Consider the following 17,785-nt stretch of genomic DNA (forward strand, 5'->3'; position numbering starts at 1 on the left):
AACGCTGGCCGCATCACAACCCACCGATATGGAAGGCTTTGACTTCAAGGTACTCGTCCAGGCCGTATTTGCTGCCCTCGCGTCCCAGGCCCGACTGTTTGATACCGCCGAACGGGGCGACTTCCATGGAGATCAGCCCGGTGTTGAGCCCGACCATGCCGAATTCCAGCGCCTCGCCGAAGCGCCATGAACGACGCAGGTCCTGGGTGAAGTAATAAGCGCCCAGGCCATACGGCGTGGCATTGGCCAGGGCCAGGGCCTGCTCCTCGGTAGTAAAGCGCATCAGCGGCGCGACCGGGCCGAAGGTTTCTTCATTGGCCAGCAACATCCCGGCGTGGGCCTCACCCAGCACCGTGGGCTGGACGAACTGGCTGTCGCCCTCGGGGACACCGCCACAGAGCAGGCGCGCGCCCTGGCTCAACGCATCGTCGATGTGCCGGGCGACTTTGCTGACGGCGGCCGGGTTGATCAGCGGGCCGATCGTCACGTCAGCCTCCAGGCCATTGCCGACCTTGAGCTTGCCCACCTCTTCCACCAGCCGCGCGGCGAAGCGCTCGTAGATGCCGTCCTGCACCAGGATGCGGTTGGCGCAGACGCAGGTCTGGCCGGCGTTGCGGAACTTGCTGAGCATGATTCCGGCCACCGCCTGCTCCAGGTCAGCGTCGTCGAACACGATGAACGGTGCGTTGCCGCCCAGTTCCAGGCTCAGGCGCTTGATGTGTTCGGCGCTCTGGCGCATCAGCAGCCGCCCGACTGCGGTGGAACCGGTAAAGGAAATCTTGCGCACCGTCGGGTTGCCGGTCAGTTCTTCGCCGATGCCGGCCGGCAGGCCGGTGACAACGTTGAACACCCCGGCCGGAATCCCGACCCGCTCAGCCAGAACGGCCAAGGCCAAGGCTGACAAAGGCGTCAGGTCGGAGGGTTTGACAATGACCGGGCAACCCGCCGCCAGGGCGGGTGCGCATTTGCGAGTGATCATTGCATTGGGGAAATTCCACGGGGTGATCGCGGCGCAGACGCCCACCGGTTGCTTGAGCGTGAGCAAGCGACGGTCACCACTGGGCGCCGGAATGGTTTCGCCATAAACCCGGCGGGCTTCTTCGGCAAACCATTTGGCGAAGCCGGCTCCATAGCGGATCTCGCCTTTGGCTTCGCTCAGCGGCTTGCCCTGTTCCCGAGTCATGATCAGCGCCAGGTCGTCGAGGTTGTCGATCATGGCCTGGTACCAACGCTCCAGCAGCACCGCACGCTCAGCCGCCGGACGCGCGCGCCAGGCCGGCCAGGCACGCTCGGCGGCCTCGATGGCGCGGCGGGTTTCCACGCCTTGCATGGCCGGTACCCGGGCCAGCACTTCACCGGTCGCCGGGTCGATGACATCCAGGGTGGCCGCATTGTCGGCGCCGATCCACTGACCGTCGACGTAAGCGAGTTCTGCCAACAGGCTGGGGTCTTTCAATTGATTCTTGAGCATGGTCGCGTCCTGTTCCGAGGTGATTCCAGTCTAAGGAGATGCCACGGGGCAGGATGCTGAAAGCGGGGTTTGGGCAGTGTTGGATGCTGAAGTTTCGAGGTGGGACGGCAGGCTCTACCGAGGCCCCAGGCTAAACACCAAACCCTGTGGGAGCAAAGCTTGCTCGCGATTGCGGTGCATCAGGCGACATTGATCAAGACCGTGTCATCGTTCATCGCGAGCAAGCTTTGCTCCCACAGGCGTACTCCCACATTTTGTTCTGTGTATGGCTTAGATTTTCAAGGAACCCAGCAACCCGTCCAAAAACCGCTCCCCCGCCTCCATCTGGCTGATTTCGATGAACTCGTCAGGCTTGTGCGCCTGTTCGATGGAGCCCGGTCCGCAGACCACCACGGGCACATCCAGGCGCTGCTTGAACAGGCCGCCTTCGGTGCCGAAAGAGACCTTGGCAGTGCCAGTGTCCGGGGCGGCGAAGTTTTTCAGGAAGCGCACCGCCTCGACGCTCGGATGGGTGTCGAGACCCGGGTAGACGTTCAGGGTTTCGATCTCGATGTCCGCGACGCTGGAGAGTTTCTTGGCTTCACGCACGATCGCTTCGGCCTGCTCACGCAGTTGTTCCAGGAACAAGTCCAGGTTATCGGCCGGCAAGTTGCGCACTTCGAAATCCAGGGTGCACAGGTTCGGCACGATGTTCAGTGCCTTGCCGCCGACGATCTGCCCGACATGCACAGTGCTGTAGGGCACGTCGTAATCCGCGTCCTGGGCGCCCTGCGCCTGCAATTGCTGTTGGCTCTGGCGCAGCGCGGCGATGAAATCGCAGGCCACGTGAATCGCATTGACCGAGCGCGGCGCCAATGACGAATGCGCCTCCAGGCCACGACAGTAAGTGCGATAGGACCCCTTGCCCTTGTGGCCAAGCACGAACTGCATGTTGGTCGGCTCGCCGATCACGCACAGAAACGGCCGCACCGGCGCCAGGTGCAGCACGTCGAGCAAGCGACGCACACCGACGCAACCGATCTCCTCGTCGTGGGAGAGCGCCAGTTGCAGTGGCCGGTTCAAGGGATGGTCGGCGGCATCGAGCATGGCGTCGATGGCCAGTGCGATGAAACCCTTCATGTCGCAACTGCCACGCCCATAGACCCGCCCGTCCCGCACGGTCGCCTGGAACGCCGGGATGGTCCAGGCCTGCCCTGCCGCGGGCACCACGTCGGTGTGCCCGGACAGCAGGATCCCAGGCAATTCACGCGGGCCGGTGCTAGCGAACAGGTTGGCCTTCTTGCCGCTTTCATCCTTGACGATCAGCGACTCGATGCCCTTGCCCAGCAACAGCTCGCGCACGTATTCGATCAGGGCCAGGTTCGATTCTGAGGAGACCGTTTCAAACGCCAGCAGGCGTTCGAAAATGGCTAGCACGCGGGGTTTCATGAGGCCTTGCTCCGTTGCTCGGCGGAAAGGGCGAACCGGCGGATGGAGAACGGCTCGATGGAAGTTCGAGTGCTGCCGGTGCTGATCAGTTCAGCCATGACATCGCCGACGCCCGGGCCGAGCTGGAAGCCATGACCACAGAAACCGAAGGCATAGTACAAACCGTCGACGTTGCCACTGGGGCCCATTACCGGCAGGGAATCGGGCAGGTAGCCTTCGATGCCGCTCCACACGCGAATGATGTTGAGATTGCCGACACCCGGCAGCAACCGGCGCATCTGGTCCAGTTGATTGAGGATGCTGCGCGGCTCGACATAGGCCCGGCGGTTGAGCATGTCCGGCTTGCTGCGATAGCCACCGCCGATGACGATATTGCCCCGGGGGATCTGGCGGAAATAGATCACCTCTTCGGGAATCTTGGTGTACACCCCGATCACCGTTGGCAAGGCATAAGGCACCGGTTCGGTGACGGCCATTTGTGGGCCGTTGGTCTCCAGGGGCACCGGCTCGCCGAACTGTGCCGAAAGCTTCTGGCCCCAGGCGCCTGCGGTAATCAACAGTTGGCCGGCGCTGAACTGGCGACCGTCGGTGGTGCTGATGCTGAATCCATCACCGACCTTCTGCACCTGCGCCACCTCAGTCCGTTCCTCGATGCGCGCACCAAGGCGTCGGGCCGCCCGGGCAAACGCCGGGGCCGCCAGGCGCGGGTTGGCGTGACCGTCGTGGGGTGCATAGGAGCCGCCCTTGACGTCCTTGCCGAGAAACGGAAAACGCGCATGCAGCTCGCTGCCGCGATAGATCTGCAAGTCCAGCTGCGCCGCCTCCGGTGCCGCCGCATAAGCTTCGAGCTCGGGGATTTCATCCTCGCGATAGCACACACGCATATGCCCGCTGGCGATGAACTCCAGATCGTCGTCGATCAGCTCCGGCAGGCGTTTCCACAGCGCCCAGGAACGGTTCGCCAGTTCCAGTTGCCCGAGGAACCGCCCCTGGCGCCGCACGTTGCCGAAATTCACGCCGCTGGCGTACTGACCGATCTGGTCACGCTCCAGCAGGATCACCGACTGCCCGCGCTGCCGCAGAAAAAACGCCGCCGCCGAGCCCATCAAGCCACCCCCGACAATTACTACGTCGGCTTTATTCAGCGTCATGGCGCCACCTCCCGAGTGAGCATCGAAAGCGGTTTGACCGGTGCCTGACCGCGCTGGCGTCCCACCTCCTGCACAGGGACACCCGCTGCCGCGGCAATCACTTCGGCACCGGCCTGGGAGCAATAACGGCCCTGGCAACGGCCCATGCCGACCCGGCTGAAAGCCTTGGCCCGATTGACTTCGCAGGCGCCCTTTTCGCTGACCGTGCGACGCAGCTCGCCGGCGCTGATCATTTCGCAACGGCAGACGATGGCCTCGTCCGGCAAGGCCTTGGCTTGCGCGGCGGGCCAGGGAAATGCCTGGGTCAGGCCGAGGCGAAAGTCATCCATGACTTTGAGCGCCTGGCGCTGCTCGGCGACCTGTGCGGCGTCCACCGGCAGTTGCAGATCGCGCAACAACGCCAGGGCAACCAGGCGCCCGGCATGCTCGGCGGCATCGGCGCCACGGATCTTCGAGCCATCGCCGGCGGCGTAGACACCGCTGACCGAGGTCCGGCCCTCTTCGTCCACCTCCAACCACCATTGCCCTGAAGCCTCGTCGAAACGCATGCGACAGCCTGCCAGGTCAGCCAGTTGGGTTTCCGGCCGCAAGTGATAACCCAGCGCCACCGCGTCGCACGCCACCGTCAAGGTTTCCCCGTTCGCGGTGCGTACTCGTACGCCACTGACACCGGTGACCGCCTCACCAAGCACTTGCAGCGGCGAAATGCCCAGGTGCACCGGGATCTTCGCCCGATACAGCTGGGCCAACAGCTTCATGCCGGTAAACAGCAATCCCGGGCGCGCCATGAGTTTGGGCAAGGCTTTGATCCGCAAGCCCAGGGGCGAGGTGTCCAGCACCGCGGCAACAGTGGCCCCGGCTTTTACGTATTGACTGGCAACGAGGTACAGCAACGGCCCGCTGCCCATGAACACCACGCGGTGGCCGATGGAAACCGCCTGGGCCTTGAGTGCAATCTGCGCCCCGCCGAGGCTGTAGGTGCCGCCCAGTTGCCAGCCTTCGATGGGCATGAGGCGGTCGGTGGCACCCGTGCAAAGGATCAGCGCGTCATAGTCCACCGTTGTGTGCAGCCCCTGGCTGACACAGCACAACTGCCCGGGCGTCAGGTTCCACGCCAGGGTGTCGGGACGGTAGTCGATCTGCGGGCGCAGGCGGTCGAAGCTTTCGTGCAGGTCCCGGGCCTTGTCCGCCTCGGTGCCGTACAACGTCGTGTAGCTGCGGGTGAACCCTTCAGGTTGACGCCGGTAGATCTGCCCGCCATCGCGACGATTTTCGTCGATCAGGATCGGTTTGAAGCCCGCCGCCACCAAGGTCTGGGCACACCGGACGCCGGCCGGTCCGGCGCCGACGATGACGACTCGATGGGTGTTCAGCCGCGCAGTGGCCATATCGCCTCCGGTTGTTGAGTGATGATGTCCAGCCCTTCGCGTACTTCATTGGAGCAGGCCCGCAGGCGTTCGCCGCTGCGAGTCCAGACCCAGCAATCCTGGCAGGCGCCCATCAGGCAGAAGCCAGCGCGGCTACCCGGATCGAATTCCGACTGGCGCAACGCCGGGCCATGGGTCAGCAACGCGACCATCAGCGTGTCGCCCTGCAACGCCTCGATGGGAACACCATCGACTGTCAATTTGACGATGGGCCGGCCCTGTTCGGCCAACCTCACGAAACGCGCATTCATGCGTAGGCTCCCACGATCATGCTGTTTGAATCCTGTTGGCTCTTGAGCAGCTCGGCGCTGTCGTGATGACAGAGCACTTCACTACCGCCATCGATGGTTCGCCGAGGCGGCGCGCTGTGGTTGCACAGGCCATCGACCCGCACCGGGCAGCGGTTGAGGAAGGTGCACAAGCCCGGCACATCGGCCCTGGCCCCCAACGCTGGCAGGTTGCCGCAGGTCGTGGCGCCGCAGGTTTCCAACCAGCCCTGGCGCAGCTCCGGCACCGAGTGGATCAGCAGGTCGGTGTAGGGATGGAACGGCGCCTGGGCGAACGATTGCCGGGGCCCCGCCTGGACCTTGTGGCCGCTGTACATCACCACGATGTCGTCGCACAACGCCCGCACCGTGGAGATGTCATGGCTGATGAACAGGTAGGACACCCCCAGTTGCTGGCGCAGGTCGCGCAGCAGTTCAAGGATCGCCGCGCCGACCACGGTATCCAGCGCCGAGGTCACTTCATCGCAGAGAATCAGATCCGGTTTGGCCGCCAGCGCCCGGGCCAGGTTGACCCGTTGCTTCTGTCCGCCGGAGAGCTCGCTCGGGCGGCGCTCGGCCAGCTCCCGTGGCAGACGCACCAGGTCGAGCAACTCGCCGATACGCTCGCGCAGCGCCGCACCCTTGAGGCCGAAATACATCTTCAGCGGCCGGCTCAGGATGGTGCTGATGCTGTGCATCGGGTTCAGCGCGGTGTCGGCGTTCTGGAACACCATCTGGATACGCCGGAACTGTTCGTCCGTGCGTTCGGACAGGCTGCCCCCCAGTGGCTGGCCATCGAAGGTCAGCCCGCCAAGGGCCGGGCTCAACAGCCCCGCCACCACCCGTGCCAGGGTCGATTTGCCTGAACCCGATTCGCCGATCACGCCGATGGCCTGGCCCCTGCGCACGGTCAGGTCGATGCCTTCCAGCACCCGGATCGCCGGCATGCCGTGCTGATCCTTGTTGCCGTAGCCGGCGGTCAAACCCTGGATGGTCAGCAGCGGCGTGTCTTCGGCCACACCGCAGGGCGGGCGAATCGTCGTGTCCGGCCGCGCCGCCGCCAACAGGCTGCGGGTGTAGGCGTGGGCCGGGCCCTTGAGCAGCGGCGCAGTGGCGCTGTGTTCGAAGATCTGCCCGCCGTTGAGTACCACGATCTGGTCGGCCATCTGTGCCACGACGGCCAGGTCGTGGGAGACGTAGACCGCCGTCGCACCCCGCTCGCGCACCACACGCTTGAAGGCCCGCAGCACGTCGATCTGGGTGGTCACATCGAGGGCCGTGGTCGGCTCATCGAGCACCACCAGCAGCGGATCGCTGATCAGCGCCATGGCCGCCATCACCCGCTGCAACTGTCCACCGGAGACTTGATGGGGATAGCGCCGGCCGATGCGCTCGGGGTTTGGCAGCGCCAGGTCGCGAAACAGTTCGATGGCCTTGGCTTCGAGCGTCGCCCGATTGCCCAGGCCGTGGATCAGCGCACCTTCCACCACTTGGTCGATAAGCCTCTTGGCCGGATTGAACGCCGCCGCCGCGCTCTGGGCGATGTACGACACCCGGTTGCCACGCAGGCCTTGCAGCTCGCCTTCGCTCAACGCCAGCATGTCGTGTTCGCCAATCTGCACCACGCCACCGGCCAGGCGACAACCGCGCCGGGCATAACCAAGCAGCGCCAGGGCGATGGTGGTCTTGCCGGAGCCGGACTCGCCAATCAACGCCAGCACTTCACCTTTCTCCAGGGAGAAACTCACGCCCTTGACGATATCCACCTCGCTGCGCTCGCCACAGGCGACCACGCGCAGGTTCTCGACTCGGATCAATTCGCTCATCTCAATGGCCTCCCGTACGTCGACTGCGCCGTGAAGACAGGCGGTCGATAAACAGATTGACGCCGATGGTCAGGGTGCCGATGGCCAGGGCCGGAATCACGATGGCCGGCGCGCCCTGGTTGAGGCCGCCGATGTTTTCCCGCACCAGCGAACCCAGGTCGGCGTCCGGCGGTTGCACACCGAGGCCGAGGAAGCTCATGCCGCTGAGCAGCAATACGATGAAGCCAAAACGCAGGCCCAGGTCAGCCAGCACCGGGTTGAGCATGTTCGGCAAAATTTCCACGCAAGCGATGTACAGCCGCCGTTCGCCCCGGGTGCGGGCCACTTGCACGTATTCCAGGGCCTCGATGTTCACCGCCATGCTGCGCGCGATCCGGAACGCGCCCGGCGTGTAACTCAGCACGGCCGTACACACCAGCAACGTCACCGACGAACCGAACGCCGAGACCATGATCAACGCCAGCATCTTGCTCGGGATCGAAATGAAAGCGTCCATCAGGCGACTGATCAGCTCGTCCAGCCATTTCGGTGAAACCACCGACAGCAATGCGCAACTGGTCCCAAGTCCACTGGACAACACTGCGGCTATCAATGCCAGGCCCACGGTGAACTGCGCGCCGACCAGAATCCGACTGAGCATGTCGCGGCCCAGGTAATCGGTGCCCAGCGGGTAAGCGGCGCTGAAGCTGCCGAAAACCGTGTCGGAGACCACTTCGCCCACCGGGTGCGGTGCCAGCCACGGGCCGAAGATCGCCACTAGCAACCAGGTTGCACACAGTGCGGCGCCGACCAGTCCAAGCCAGGACGAGCCGTGAGCATCTTTGCCCAACGCCAGAGCGACCGCCGCGGTCGGGGGTTTCACAATGGGATTGTTCATTGGTTTCTCAGCCTCGGGTTGGAAAGGATCGCGCACAGATCGGCAATCAGCACCAACGTCAGGTACGCCGTGCAAAACAGCATGGTGCAGGCCTGGACCAGCGCCATGTCGCGGTTCGTCACGGCGTCGACCATCAGGCTGGCGATACCGGGATAGTTGAAAATCGTCTCGACGATCACCACCCCGCCCAGCAGGTAGGAGAGGCTCAAGGCGATGGCGTTGGCGATCGGCCCGATGGCGTTGGGCAAGGCGTGGCGCAGCACCACCCGTACCGGACTCACGCCTTTGAGACGGGCCATTTCCACGTAAGGACTGTCCAGTTGATCGATCACTGCCGCCCGGGTCATGCGCGCCATTTGCGCGACGATCACGCAGCACAGCGTCATGACCGGCAAGGCATAGGTGCGCATGAATTGCAGCGGCGAGGTGATCTCACTGGAATAGGACAGCGCGGAAAGCCAGCCCAGGTTCACCGCGAAGATCAGCACTGCCAGGGTGGCGACCAGAAATTCCGGCACGGCCACCATCATCAGGGTAAAGAAACTCATGAAGCCGTCGATGCGTCCACCTCGCCCCATCGCCGAACCGATGCCCAGGATCAGGGCCAGCGGCACCGATACCAGCGCCGTGGCGGCCGCCAGCATCAGCGTGCTGGGCACCCTGCCCGCCATCAGCTCGGTGACCGGGACAGCATTGGAGACCGACACGCCCAGGTCGCCGCTGAGCAGGCTGGTCAACCAGTGCAGGTAGCGCAACACACCCGGTTGGTCCAGGCCCATCTTCACCCGCAGGGCCGCCACTTGCTCAGGCGTGGCGAACTGTCCAAGGGACTGTTGCGCCGCGTCGCCCGGCAACACCGCCGTGATGGCGAACACCACCATCGAGACGATCAACAGGGTCACGATCGCCGCGCCCAGGCGTCGGCCGATCAACCACAGTGTGTTGCTATTCATCACCCTACCCCTTGTGCCATGTCACGTCGCAAGAGCGCGCTCATCACGCGTCAAGCCAGACTTGCTCAGCGAACATATAGCCCATGAAACCGCCCAGCGGGTTGGTGCCATAACCCTTGACGCGCTGGTCGACGCCATCGATGTTGCTGATGAACACCGGGATGCCGATGCCGCTGTGCTCATGCACCAGGGTCTGCATGTCCGCGTACATCTTGCCGCGCTTGGCCTCGTCGGTTTCACCCCGGGCCTGTATCAGCAACTGGTCGAACTGTTCGTTTTTCCAGCCGGATTCGTTCCATGGCGCCGTGGATTGGAAGAACTGCGAGAACAGCATGTCGGCGTTGGGCCGCGGGTTGATGTTGCCGAAGCTCAGCGGGTGCTTGGCCCAGTGGTTGGACCAGTAGCCATCGCTGGGCAGGCGGTTGACGTTGAGCTTGAGCCCGGCCTCCTTGGCCGATTGCTGCAGCAACACGGCAACGTCGACCGAGCCGGTGGCGGCCGGCGAGCACATCACCGGCATGCTGATGCTTTCCATGCCGGCCTTCTTCAACAGGAAGCGGGCCTTTTCCGGATCGTAGGTCCGCTGCGGCAGATCGGCATTGTAGAAACGTGCACCGGGGGCGATCGGGTGGTCGTTGCCGACCCTGGCGAAACCCCGGAAGATCGCCGACTTGACCTGTTCGCGGTCCAGCAGCAGCTTCATGGCCTCGGTGAACTCCGGGCTCTGGCCGGGCATCTGGTCCTGGCGAATGATCAGGTCGGTGTAGTTGCCCGATGGCGAATCCACCACGCGATGGGTAGTGCTGTCCTTGATGCGCGTGGTCGAGCGCGGGTTGACCTCGTTGATGATCTGCACATCGCCCGACAGCAATGCGTTGACCCGTGACGGCTCGTCACCGATACCGATGAACTCGATCTCGTCCAGGTATGGCAGGCCAGGCTTCCAATAGTTGGTATTGCGCGCGCCAATCGAACGTACCCCGGGCTTGAATTCCTTGACCTTGAACGGACCGGTGCCGATGCCCTGGCTGAAGTCGCTGGTGCCCTCGGGGACGATCAACAGATGAGAAATGGCCAGGATCGAAGGCAACTCGGCATTCGGCCCGCTCAGGCGGATCTGCACCTCATGGGTACCGTTGGCCTTGACCTCGGCAAACTGCTCGGCCAGCGGCAAGACCTTGGAACCGGTGATCGGGTCCTTGTGGCGCAGCAGGGAAAACACCACGTCGGCGGCGGTGAGACCCTTGCCGTTGTGGAAGGTCACTTCCTTGCGCAGGGTAATCACCCAGAGCGTGGCGTCGCTGGTGTCGATGCGCTCGGCCAGTTCCAGTTGCGGCACCATGTGGCTGTCGAAACGCGTCAAGCCGTTATAGAACATGTAGTGGCGCACGTAGTCCGTGGACGATGAGCCTTTGGCCGGGTCCAGGGTATCAGCGGTGGAACTGGAGATACCCGCCACGCGGATACGCCCGCCGGGCTTGCCTTTGCCGGGGACTGCCTGTTCATCGGCCAGCAGCTTGCCGGCAGCGCCGAACAGACTGCCGGCACCGGCTGCGGCCACGCCCGCCAGCCCGAGCATTTGCAAGGCATGCCGACGTGACATGCCGCGATTGAGCCCTTCGAAAACACGCAGACTTTCTGTACCGGTGATCAACTGGTCTTTGATGCCGTTTTTATTGTCACTCATGTCAGTTCTACCTTTCGGAAAATGATAGGGCTCGATTGCGCACGATTGACGCAATGTGTTGAAACGCCAAACAACACCCTGCAACTCAGTGCAGGTAGTCCTGCAGGCGGTAATACGCGCCTACCAGCGGCAGGAACCAGGGCTTGCCGAAATGTCCGGGGATGGCCGGCCAGTCAAGCTCACGCCAAGGGTTGGCCTCGACCTTGCCGGCCATGACCTCGGCCATGACCTGCCCCATGTGCACCGACATCTGCACACCATGACCGCTGTAGCCCATGGAGTGATAAACCCCGCCATGCTGGCCGGCCCGGGGCAGGCGATCGGACGTCATGTCCACCAGGCCGCCCCAGCAATAGTCGATCCGGGTGTTCGCCAACTGCGGGAACATCTGCACCATCGCCGCTTGCAGCACCTTGCCGCTCTTGGCGTCGGAAACGCTGTCGGACATGGCAAACCGCGCGCGGCCGCCAAACAGCAGGCGATTGTCCGGGGTCAGGCGAAAGTAGTTACCGATCATCCGGCTGGTGACATAAGAGCGCCGCGCCGGCAGCAAGCTGTCGATCAGCGCCTGGGGCAACACCTCGGTGGCGACCACGAAACTGCCCACCGGTACGATCCGCCGCCGGTACCAACCCAGGCCGCCCTGCTGACAGGCGCCTGTCGCCAACAGGATCTGCGAGGCCTGCAACGTGCCCTTGCTGGTGTTGACTCGATAACCGCCGGCACTGGCCTTCCAGTCCTGCACCGCCACCCCTTGGAAAATCAACGCACCGTGACGGGCAGCGGCTTCGGCCAGGCCGATGCCGAAACACCCGACGTGCATCTGCACACCGTTGCGCTGTAACAGGCCACCGTGAAACTGCGCCGAATTGACTTCCGCCCGCGTCTCCTGGGCCGACAGTAACTCGACCTCGGCATCGACTTCCTTGCGGATCAATTCGCAGGTGCGCGCCAACCCTTCGTAGTGCATCGGCTTGGCGGCCAGCTTGAGCTTGCCGTTACGCTTGAGGTCGCAGGCAATCCCCTCCTGCTCCACCAGCGAGACCACGCTCTGCACGGCACTTTCATAGGCCTGGTAATACGCCCGTGCCTTGTCGGCGCCGAGGCTGGCGGTGAGCGCCGCGTAATCCTGGGCCACGCCGGTACTGCAATGCCCGCCGTTGCGCCCTGACGCCTCGCCAATCACCCTGCCCGCTTCCAGCACCGCCACGCTGGCCCCCTTCAAGGCCAGAGCCCGCGCCGCGGCCAACCCGGTGAAGCCGCCACCGACGATGGCGACATCGACCTGCCCGGGCAATCCGCCGAGCTGGGCACCGGTGAACGCCGGTGCGGTGTCGAGCCAATAGGACTCACTGCCCATGTCTAACCCCTTTCGCCTTGAAGAGTGCGCTCGACTCAGAGCCCGACCAGCGCGGCCAACCCGCCGATGTCCGGGATCTGGTGGTAGCCATACACGGCATTGGCCGGTTGTTCGTGACCACGGGCCACAAAAGCTTTGTGCTTGATCTTCATGTCGTGGGCCGACATCAGGTCGTAGCGGAAACTCGACGACACATGCAGAACATCCTCCGGCCCGCAGCCGAGGTTATCGAGCATGAATTCAAAGGCGGCCAGGCGCGGCTTGTAGACCTGGGCCTGCTGGGCGGTGAAGACTTTATGGAAAGGCGCACCGAGCTTGTCGACGTTGGACATGATCTGCTCGTCCATCGCGTTGGAAAAAATCACCAGGGGGATCTTGTCGGCGATTTTCGACAGGCCCGCCGGTACATCGGCGTGGGGGCCCCAGGTTGGAACGGCGTCGTAATAGAGCTGGCCTTCGCCGCGATACTCGACGCCCCAACGCTTGCAGACCCGCATCAGAGAGGTCTTGATGATTTCATCATAGGGCCGCCATTCACCCATCACCTGGTCCAGGCGATAAGCGGAGAAATCCTTGACGAACTGGTCCATCTGCCCGGCATCGACACGGTCGGCGAACAGCTCGCGGGTCATGCTGCCCATCTGGAAATTGGTCAACGTGCCGTAGCAGTCGAAGGTGATGTACTTGGGTCGAAGAAAGCTCATGAGTGCGGTCCTGGATTGTTGTTGAAGACATGCCGAGGCAAACATTGATGCTGTTCGTGAAGCTTCGCTGCAACGCTGCATCACGTTTTCATTACAACACCATGAGACCGTGGATAAATCGTTAAAAATACCGGCCGCTTGGTACAAACCACCGTTTTGCAGGGCTCGCTCAGCAGACTTTGCGGGATGCTCCAGGCGTGGGCGCTGCGCCCGTGTTTCCGTGGTCTTGCGGGCAGTTATGGTGCGCCAAACGGGTCTGCAAAGGGTCGTTTGCGGCAGAATCTACGCTTGGCGCAGCAGCTCCAGCATCCCGGGTGAATGGGCTGCCGCCATCGCGAGCAGGCTCGCTCCCACAGGGGATCTTGGGCAGTCGCATGATTGGTGTTCGCCACAGATCCATTGTGGGAGCGAGCCTGCTCGCGATAGCGGTGGGACAGCTTGCAGTGATGTTGAATGTGCTGCTGTATTCGCGAGCAAGCCCGCTCCCACATTAGTCTTGGCTTGGTCCGCAAGACCGGTATCCACCACAAATCCCCTGTGGGAGCGAGCCTGCTCGCGATAGCGGCGGGACAGCTTGCAGTGATGTTGAATGTGCTGCTGTATTCGCGAGCAAGCCCGCTCCCACATTAGTCTTGGGTTGGTCCGCAAGACCGGTATCCACCACAAATCCCCTGTGGGAGCGAGCCTGCTCGCGATAGCGGCGGGACAGCTTGCAGTGATGTTGAATGTGCTGCTGTATTCGCGAGCAAGCCCGCTCCCACATTAGTCTTGGGTTGGTCCGCAAGACCGGTATCCACCACAAATCCCCTGTGGGAGCGAGCCTGCTCGCGATAGCGGCGGGTCTAAGACAAGAGCCCTTTATTCAAGCTTTCAACTCAGCCTCAAGAAAGCTCACCAATGCCTGTACCCGCGCGCTGCGCAGTTTGCGCGAGGGCACGAGCAGGTTGATCGGGGCGCTGTCGAATTGCCAATCGGCAAGCACCCGCACCAGGCGACCGTCGGCGATGGCTTTACTGACGTCCCACTGCGAACGCAGCACCAAACCCAGGCCTTGCTCCGCCCAGCGTCGGGCCACGCTGCCGTCGTTGCTCAATAAAGCCGGTTTGATCCGCAGGGTCTTGCGCCCGTGCTCGTTGCGCAGGTGCCACAGCGTGACATCTTCATCGTTCTCACGAATGCAAATGCAGCGGTGTTCGGCGAGTTGCTCAGGCGATAAAGGCGTGCCGTGCTGCTCCAAGTACGCAGGACTCGCACATAACCACCGATCGTTCTGCGTAAGAGGCCGGGCAACCCAGAGGCTGTCGCTGAGGGTGCCGATGTGAATCACCGCGTCGCTGTCATGACGGTCGGGCCAGGGCGTTTCCCGCAGATCCAGATGCAGGCACAGCTGCGGATGCAACCTGGCAAAACGAGCCAATAGTGGCGCGATGTGTTGTCGTCCATACCCAAACGGCGCCGCCAGCCTGAGGGTGCCGACCAGCCGATCATCCTGCTGTTTGAACGACTCGGGCAGCGCCTCCAATTGATCCAGCAACAGCGCACTCTGCCGGGAAAAGCGCTCACCATCGGCGGTCAGGCTCAGGCGCCGGGCATCGCGATTGGCCAGGGTCAGGCCGAGCAGCGTCTCCAGTTTGCGCAAGCGCATGGACAGCGCGGGCGGCGAGACATTGAGCGCCCTGGCGGCGGCGCTCAGGGATTCAGAACGCGCCAGGGTCACGGCCATACGCAGGTCTTCGAGGCTGATCATTCAGTTCAACTTAATGATTGATGACGCCACATTGAACCACGACTTTACGATGACTGAGTAGAGTCGAGCCTGTCTCCAACCACCGAGTCCTGTTCATGCCAGCCTCAATCGCTTGCCTCGATACCCCGGTCGCGCTCATTGATGTGCCGCGAATGCAGCGCAATATCCAGCGCATGCAACACCGCATGGACGCCTTGGGGGTGCGTTTGCGCCCGCACATCAAGACCAGCAAATGCCTGCCGGTGGTCCAGGCGCAGATCGAGGCAGGCGCCAGCGCAATCACCGTGTCCACACTCAAGGAGGCAGAGCATTGCTTCGCCGCAGGCATCCACGACATCTTTTATGCCGTGTCCATGGCACCCGGCAAACTGGCCCAGGCCCTGACACTCCGGCGCAAGGGCTGTCGATTGAGCATCTTGACCGACAGTCTGGCGGCAACGCAGGCCATCGTCGATTTCGGCAGGCAGCACGACGAACGTTTCGAGGTCTGGATCGAGATCGATTGCGATGGCCATCGCTCCGGCGTGCGCGTCGAAGACGATGCACTTGTCGACATCGCCCGGCGACTCCGTGAAGGCGGCATGCAGCTTTGCGGCGTCATGACCCACGCCGGATCCAGCTACGAACTCAACACGCCACAAGCGCTACAAGCCCTGGCCGAACAAGAGCGCTACATCTGCGTCAGCGCCGCCCAACGCATCCGCGCAGCCGGGCTGGCCTGCCCCCAGGTCAGCATCGGTTCCACACCCACGGCACTTTCGGCGCAGAGCCTGGAGGGCGTCACAGAAGTGCGCGCTGGCGTCTATGTGTTCTTCGACCTGGTGATGCACAACATCGGCGTTTGCCGGGCGGATGAATTGGCGCTGAGCGTGCTGACCACCGTCATCGGTCATCAGCCGGACAAAGGCTGGATCATCACCGATGCCGGCTGGATGGCCATGAGCCGGGACCGGGGTACACAGCGCCAGCAACGGGATTTCGGCTATGGACAAGTGTGCAGCGAAGCCGGCGACTGGATCGAGGGCGCCCTGCTCTCCAGCGCCAACCAGGAACACGGCATCGTCACCCTTTCCAGTCCCGGGGAGGTCGCTATCACCGAGCGTTTCCCCATTGGCAGTCGCCTGCGCATCCTGCCCAATCACGCCTGTGCCACGGGTGCGCAGTTCCCTGAATACAGCGCCTGCGATGCCTCGGGTGCGGTGCACACCTGGAGTCGCCTGCATGGCTGGTGAAATCGAGTTGATCCAGACCACCCAGGCGGCCGCTGCGGGCGGACATTACACCCAGGCGGTCTCGCGCCAAGGCGTTTTGTACGTATCCGGACAACTGCCGGTACGCGCCGATGGCAGCCACAGTGTCGACCAACCGTTCGAGATACAAGTCGCCATCGCCCTGGATAACCTGATGGCGATTCTCCGCGTGGCAGGCCGTCGTCCCAGCGACCTGCTGAAAGTAACGGTCTATGTCGTCGGCATCGAACACTGGCCGGCTTTCGACCGGATCTACGCCCGTTATCTGGGCGAACACCGACCTGCGCGCGCGGTGGTGCCCGTCCCGGCCTTGCACCATGGGTACTTGATTGAAATCGAAGCGCTGGCGGGCAGTGAGAGCACATCATGAAACCGGAAAAAAGCGATGTACTGATTATCGGCGGCGGCATCATGGGGTCGGCTTCGGCGTTTTTCCTGCGCCAGCGCGGGCGCTCGGTGACGTTGCTGGAGCGCGACCTGATCGGCCAATACGCCAGCGGCGTGAATTTTGGCAACGTGCGGCGCCAAGGACGATTCCTCGGCCAACTGGAACTGTCCAATCGCTCGTACGGCTTGTGGAAACGGCTCCCCGAGTTAATTGGCGATGACCTGGAATTCATCCCCAGCGGCCATATGCGCGTCTGTTATCGCGAGGACGAAATCGCCGAGCTTGAAGCCTACGCCGCCGCCCCCGAGGCCCGAGAGCTGGACTTGCAGATCATCACCGGCAAGGCCCTGCATGCACGTTTCCCGTTCCTCGGCCCGGACGTCAAGGGCGGCTCGTACGCACCTCACGACGGCCACGCCAACCCGCGCCTGGCCGCCCCGGCATTTGCCCGCGCAGCGACACGGGCCGGGACAAGTGTGCGCGAGCGAACGGAAGTCGCCGCGGTACAAAAGGTCAATGACGAATTCCACGTGACCACCACCGACGGCCGACTGTTCATTGCCGAGCAACTGCTGATCACCGCCGGGGCCTGGGGGGCGAAGCTGTCAGAACAATTCGACGAAGCCGTGCCGTTGGAAGCCAATGGCCCGCAGATGTCGGTCACGGAACCGGTGCCCTATGCCTTGCCGACGGTGATTGGCGTGTTCACCAAGATAAAGGAAGAGGTGATTTATTTCCGACAGATACCCCGGGGCAACATCATCATCGGCGGTGGCAACCGCTGCAAACCGGACATGCTCAACCGGCGCGCCTACTTCAAGCCCGAAAGCCTGCTCAATCAGATGCGGCAGATGAGCCGCCTGCTGCCCGGGGCCGAGCACCTCAACATCATCCGGGTGTGGAGTGGCATCGAGAGCTATACCCCAGACTCGCTGCCCATCATCGGCCCCAGCGGCAAGATCAAGGGATTGTTCTATGCCTTTGGTTTCTGCGGGCATGGCTTCCAGCTCGGCCCGGGCGTTGGCGACGTCATGGCCGAGCTGATCAGCACCGGCCGTACCGGCACCCTGATCAGCCCTTTCGATATCCGCAGGTTTACCGAACCGACAGGGCTGGTGATGCCTCAGGCGAGCCTTCCCGGCACCGGCAGGCTCGTTTGACCCACGCCATCGTGGACACTTCTGGCCCTGAACCGACGCCGCTGTGTTTTTTGCGAAGTTAGCCCGGCAGATACAGCAGATTCTTCTTTG

15 protein-coding genes are annotated in these 17,785 nt (G+C 63.1%); 3 read left to right on the top strand and 12 right to left on the bottom strand.

Translation table 11 applies throughout. The features are described from left to right. Positions 1-13: 13 nt before the first annotated feature. The 12 genes from PBDP_RS18560 to PBDP_RS18615 all read right to left on the bottom strand — a co-directional run bounded on the left by PBDP_RS18560 (position 14) and on the right by PBDP_RS18615 (position 14,897). Positions 14-1,471 (bottom strand): NAD-dependent succinate-semialdehyde dehydrogenase, encoded by a 1,458-nt coding sequence (locus tag PBDP_RS18560; RefSeq protein ID WP_116832807.1) that lies wholly within the window; start codon positions 1,469-1,471, stop codon positions 14-16. Between the two features lie 270 nt (positions 1,472-1,741). Further along, a complete protein-coding gene (argE, locus tag PBDP_RS18565; RefSeq protein ID WP_212801129.1) occupies positions 1,742-2,899 on the bottom strand; it encodes an acetylornithine deacetylase in 1,158 nt (385 codons plus the stop codon). Beyond that, positions 2,896-4,050 carry an NAD(P)/FAD-dependent oxidoreductase gene (locus tag PBDP_RS18570; protein ID WP_212801130.1) on the bottom strand — a complete coding sequence of 385 codons (1,155 nt, stop codon included), beginning with the start codon at positions 4,048-4,050 and terminating at the stop codon, positions 2,896-2,898. Before PBDP_RS18570 ends, argE begins: the two co-directional genes overlap by 4 nt. Continuing rightward, positions 4,047-5,438, bottom strand: coding sequence for an FAD/NAD(P)-dependent oxidoreductase (locus tag PBDP_RS18575; protein WP_212801131.1), 1,392 nt, complete (start codon positions 5,436-5,438; stop codon positions 4,047-4,049). The genes PBDP_RS18570 and PBDP_RS18575 overlap by 4 nt, the downstream gene beginning before the upstream one ends. Further along, a complete protein-coding gene (locus PBDP_RS18580) occupies positions 5,420-5,728 on the bottom strand; it encodes a (2Fe-2S)-binding protein (protein WP_116832811.1) in 309 nt (102 codons plus the stop codon). The genes PBDP_RS18575 and PBDP_RS18580 overlap by 19 nt, the downstream gene beginning before the upstream one ends. Beyond that, on the bottom strand, positions 5,725-7,569 hold the full coding sequence (locus tag PBDP_RS18585; RefSeq protein ID WP_116832812.1) for an ABC transporter ATP-binding protein: 1,845 nt from the start codon (positions 7,567-7,569) through the stop codon (positions 5,725-5,727). The genes PBDP_RS18580 and PBDP_RS18585 overlap by 4 nt, the downstream gene beginning before the upstream one ends. A 1-nt stretch (position 7,570) precedes the next feature. Beyond that, entirely contained in the window at positions 7,571-8,446 is an 876-nt protein-coding gene (locus PBDP_RS18590) for an ABC transporter permease (protein ID WP_109755491.1), read from the bottom strand. After that, positions 8,443-9,399: an ABC transporter permease gene (locus PBDP_RS18595; protein ID WP_116832814.1), complete on the bottom strand. Its 957-nt coding sequence runs from the start codon at positions 9,397-9,399 to the stop codon at positions 8,443-8,445. The genes PBDP_RS18590 and PBDP_RS18595 overlap by 4 nt, the downstream gene beginning before the upstream one ends. 43 nt (positions 9,400-9,442) lie before the next feature. Beyond that, complete coding sequence (locus tag PBDP_RS18600) at positions 9,443-11,086, bottom strand: ABC transporter substrate-binding protein (protein WP_212801132.1); 1,644 nt, start codon at positions 11,084-11,086, stop codon at positions 9,443-9,445. 85 nt (positions 11,087-11,171) lie between these two features. Next, entirely contained in the window at positions 11,172-12,446 is a 1,275-nt protein-coding gene (locus PBDP_RS18605; protein ID WP_212801133.1) for an NAD(P)/FAD-dependent oxidoreductase, read from the bottom strand. A 35-nt stretch (positions 12,447-12,481) separates the two neighbouring features. Then, entirely contained in the window at positions 12,482-13,150 is a 669-nt protein-coding gene (locus PBDP_RS18610) for a haloacid dehalogenase type II (protein WP_109755495.1), read from the bottom strand. An 862-nt stretch (positions 13,151-14,012) separates the two neighbouring features. Then, positions 14,013-14,897 (bottom strand): LysR family transcriptional regulator, encoded by an 885-nt coding sequence (locus tag PBDP_RS18615; RefSeq protein ID WP_109755498.1) that lies wholly within the window; start codon positions 14,895-14,897, stop codon positions 14,013-14,015. Positions 14,898-14,992: 95 nt separating this feature from the next. On the opposite strand from PBDP_RS18615, the gene PBDP_RS18620 reads away from it, so the two are divergent. The 3 genes from PBDP_RS18620 to PBDP_RS18630 are packed head-to-tail and all read left to right on the top strand — an operon-like array spanning position 14,993 to position 17,695. Continuing rightward, complete coding sequence (locus PBDP_RS18620; protein WP_163857989.1) at positions 14,993-16,129, top strand: DSD1 family PLP-dependent enzyme; 1,137 nt, start codon at positions 14,993-14,995, stop codon at positions 16,127-16,129. Continuing rightward, positions 16,119-16,517, top strand: a complete 399-nt coding sequence (locus tag PBDP_RS18625; RefSeq protein WP_212801134.1) for a RidA family protein — start codon at positions 16,119-16,121, stop codon at positions 16,515-16,517. The genes PBDP_RS18620 and PBDP_RS18625 overlap by 11 nt, the downstream gene beginning before the upstream one ends. Continuing rightward, a complete protein-coding gene (locus PBDP_RS18630; RefSeq protein ID WP_109755501.1) occupies positions 16,514-17,695 on the top strand; it encodes an NAD(P)/FAD-dependent oxidoreductase in 1,182 nt (393 codons plus the stop codon). Before PBDP_RS18625 ends, PBDP_RS18630 begins: the two co-directional genes overlap by 4 nt. The last annotated feature ends 90 nt before the right edge of the window (positions 17,696-17,785 follow it).

The sequence above is a fragment of the Pseudomonas sp. St290 genome, assembly GCF_018325805.1.
GTDB lineage: Bacteria > Pseudomonadota > Gammaproteobacteria > Pseudomonadales > Pseudomonadaceae > Aquipseudomonas > Aquipseudomonas bijieensis.

Bases quoted from the DNA above. Each gene is read 5' to 3' on its own strand.
- PBDP_RS18560 (WP_116832807.1), bottom strand. From the start codon at position 1,471: ATGCTCAAGAATCAATTGAAAGACCCCAGCCTGTTGGCAGAACTCGCT.
- argE (WP_212801129.1), bottom strand. From the start codon at position 2,899: ATGAAACCCCGCGTGCTAGCCATTTTCGAACGCCTGCTGGCGTTTGAA.
- PBDP_RS18570 (WP_212801130.1), bottom strand. From the start codon at position 4,050: ATGACGCTGAATAAAGCCGACGTAGTAATTGTCGGGGGTGGCTTGATG.
- PBDP_RS18575 (WP_212801131.1), bottom strand. From the start codon at position 5,438: ATGGCCACTGCGCGGCTGAACACCCATCGAGTCGTCATCGTCGGCGCC.
- PBDP_RS18580 (WP_116832811.1), bottom strand. From the start codon at position 5,728: ATGAATGCGCGTTTCGTGAGGTTGGCCGAACAGGGCCGGCCCATCGTC.
- PBDP_RS18585 (WP_116832812.1), bottom strand. From the start codon at position 7,569: ATGAGCGAATTGATCCGAGTCGAGAACCTGCGCGTGGTCGCCTGTGGC.
- PBDP_RS18590 (WP_109755491.1), bottom strand. From the start codon at position 8,446: ATGAACAATCCCATTGTGAAACCCCCGACCGCGGCGGTCGCTCTGGCG.
- PBDP_RS18595 (WP_116832814.1), bottom strand. From the start codon at position 9,399: ATGAATAGCAACACACTGTGGTTGATCGGCCGACGCCTGGGCGCGGCG.
- PBDP_RS18600 (WP_212801132.1), bottom strand. From the start codon at position 11,086: ATGAGTGACAATAAAAACGGCATCAAAGACCAGTTGATCACCGGTACA.
- PBDP_RS18605 (WP_212801133.1), bottom strand. From the start codon at position 12,446: ATGGGCAGTGAGTCCTATTGGCTCGACACCGCACCGGCGTTCACCGGT.
- PBDP_RS18610 (WP_109755495.1), bottom strand. From the start codon at position 13,150: ATGAGCTTTCTTCGACCCAAGTACATCACCTTCGACTGCTACGGCACG.
- PBDP_RS18615 (WP_109755498.1), bottom strand. From the start codon at position 14,897: ATGATCAGCCTCGAAGACCTGCGTATGGCCGTGACCCTGGCGCGTTCT.
- PBDP_RS18620 (WP_163857989.1), top strand. From the start codon at position 14,993: ATGCCAGCCTCAATCGCTTGCCTCGATACCCCGGTCGCGCTCATTGAT.
- PBDP_RS18625 (WP_212801134.1), top strand. From the start codon at position 16,119: ATGGCTGGTGAAATCGAGTTGATCCAGACCACCCAGGCGGCCGCTGCG.
- PBDP_RS18630 (WP_109755501.1), top strand. From the start codon at position 16,514: ATGAAACCGGAAAAAAGCGATGTACTGATTATCGGCGGCGGCATCATG.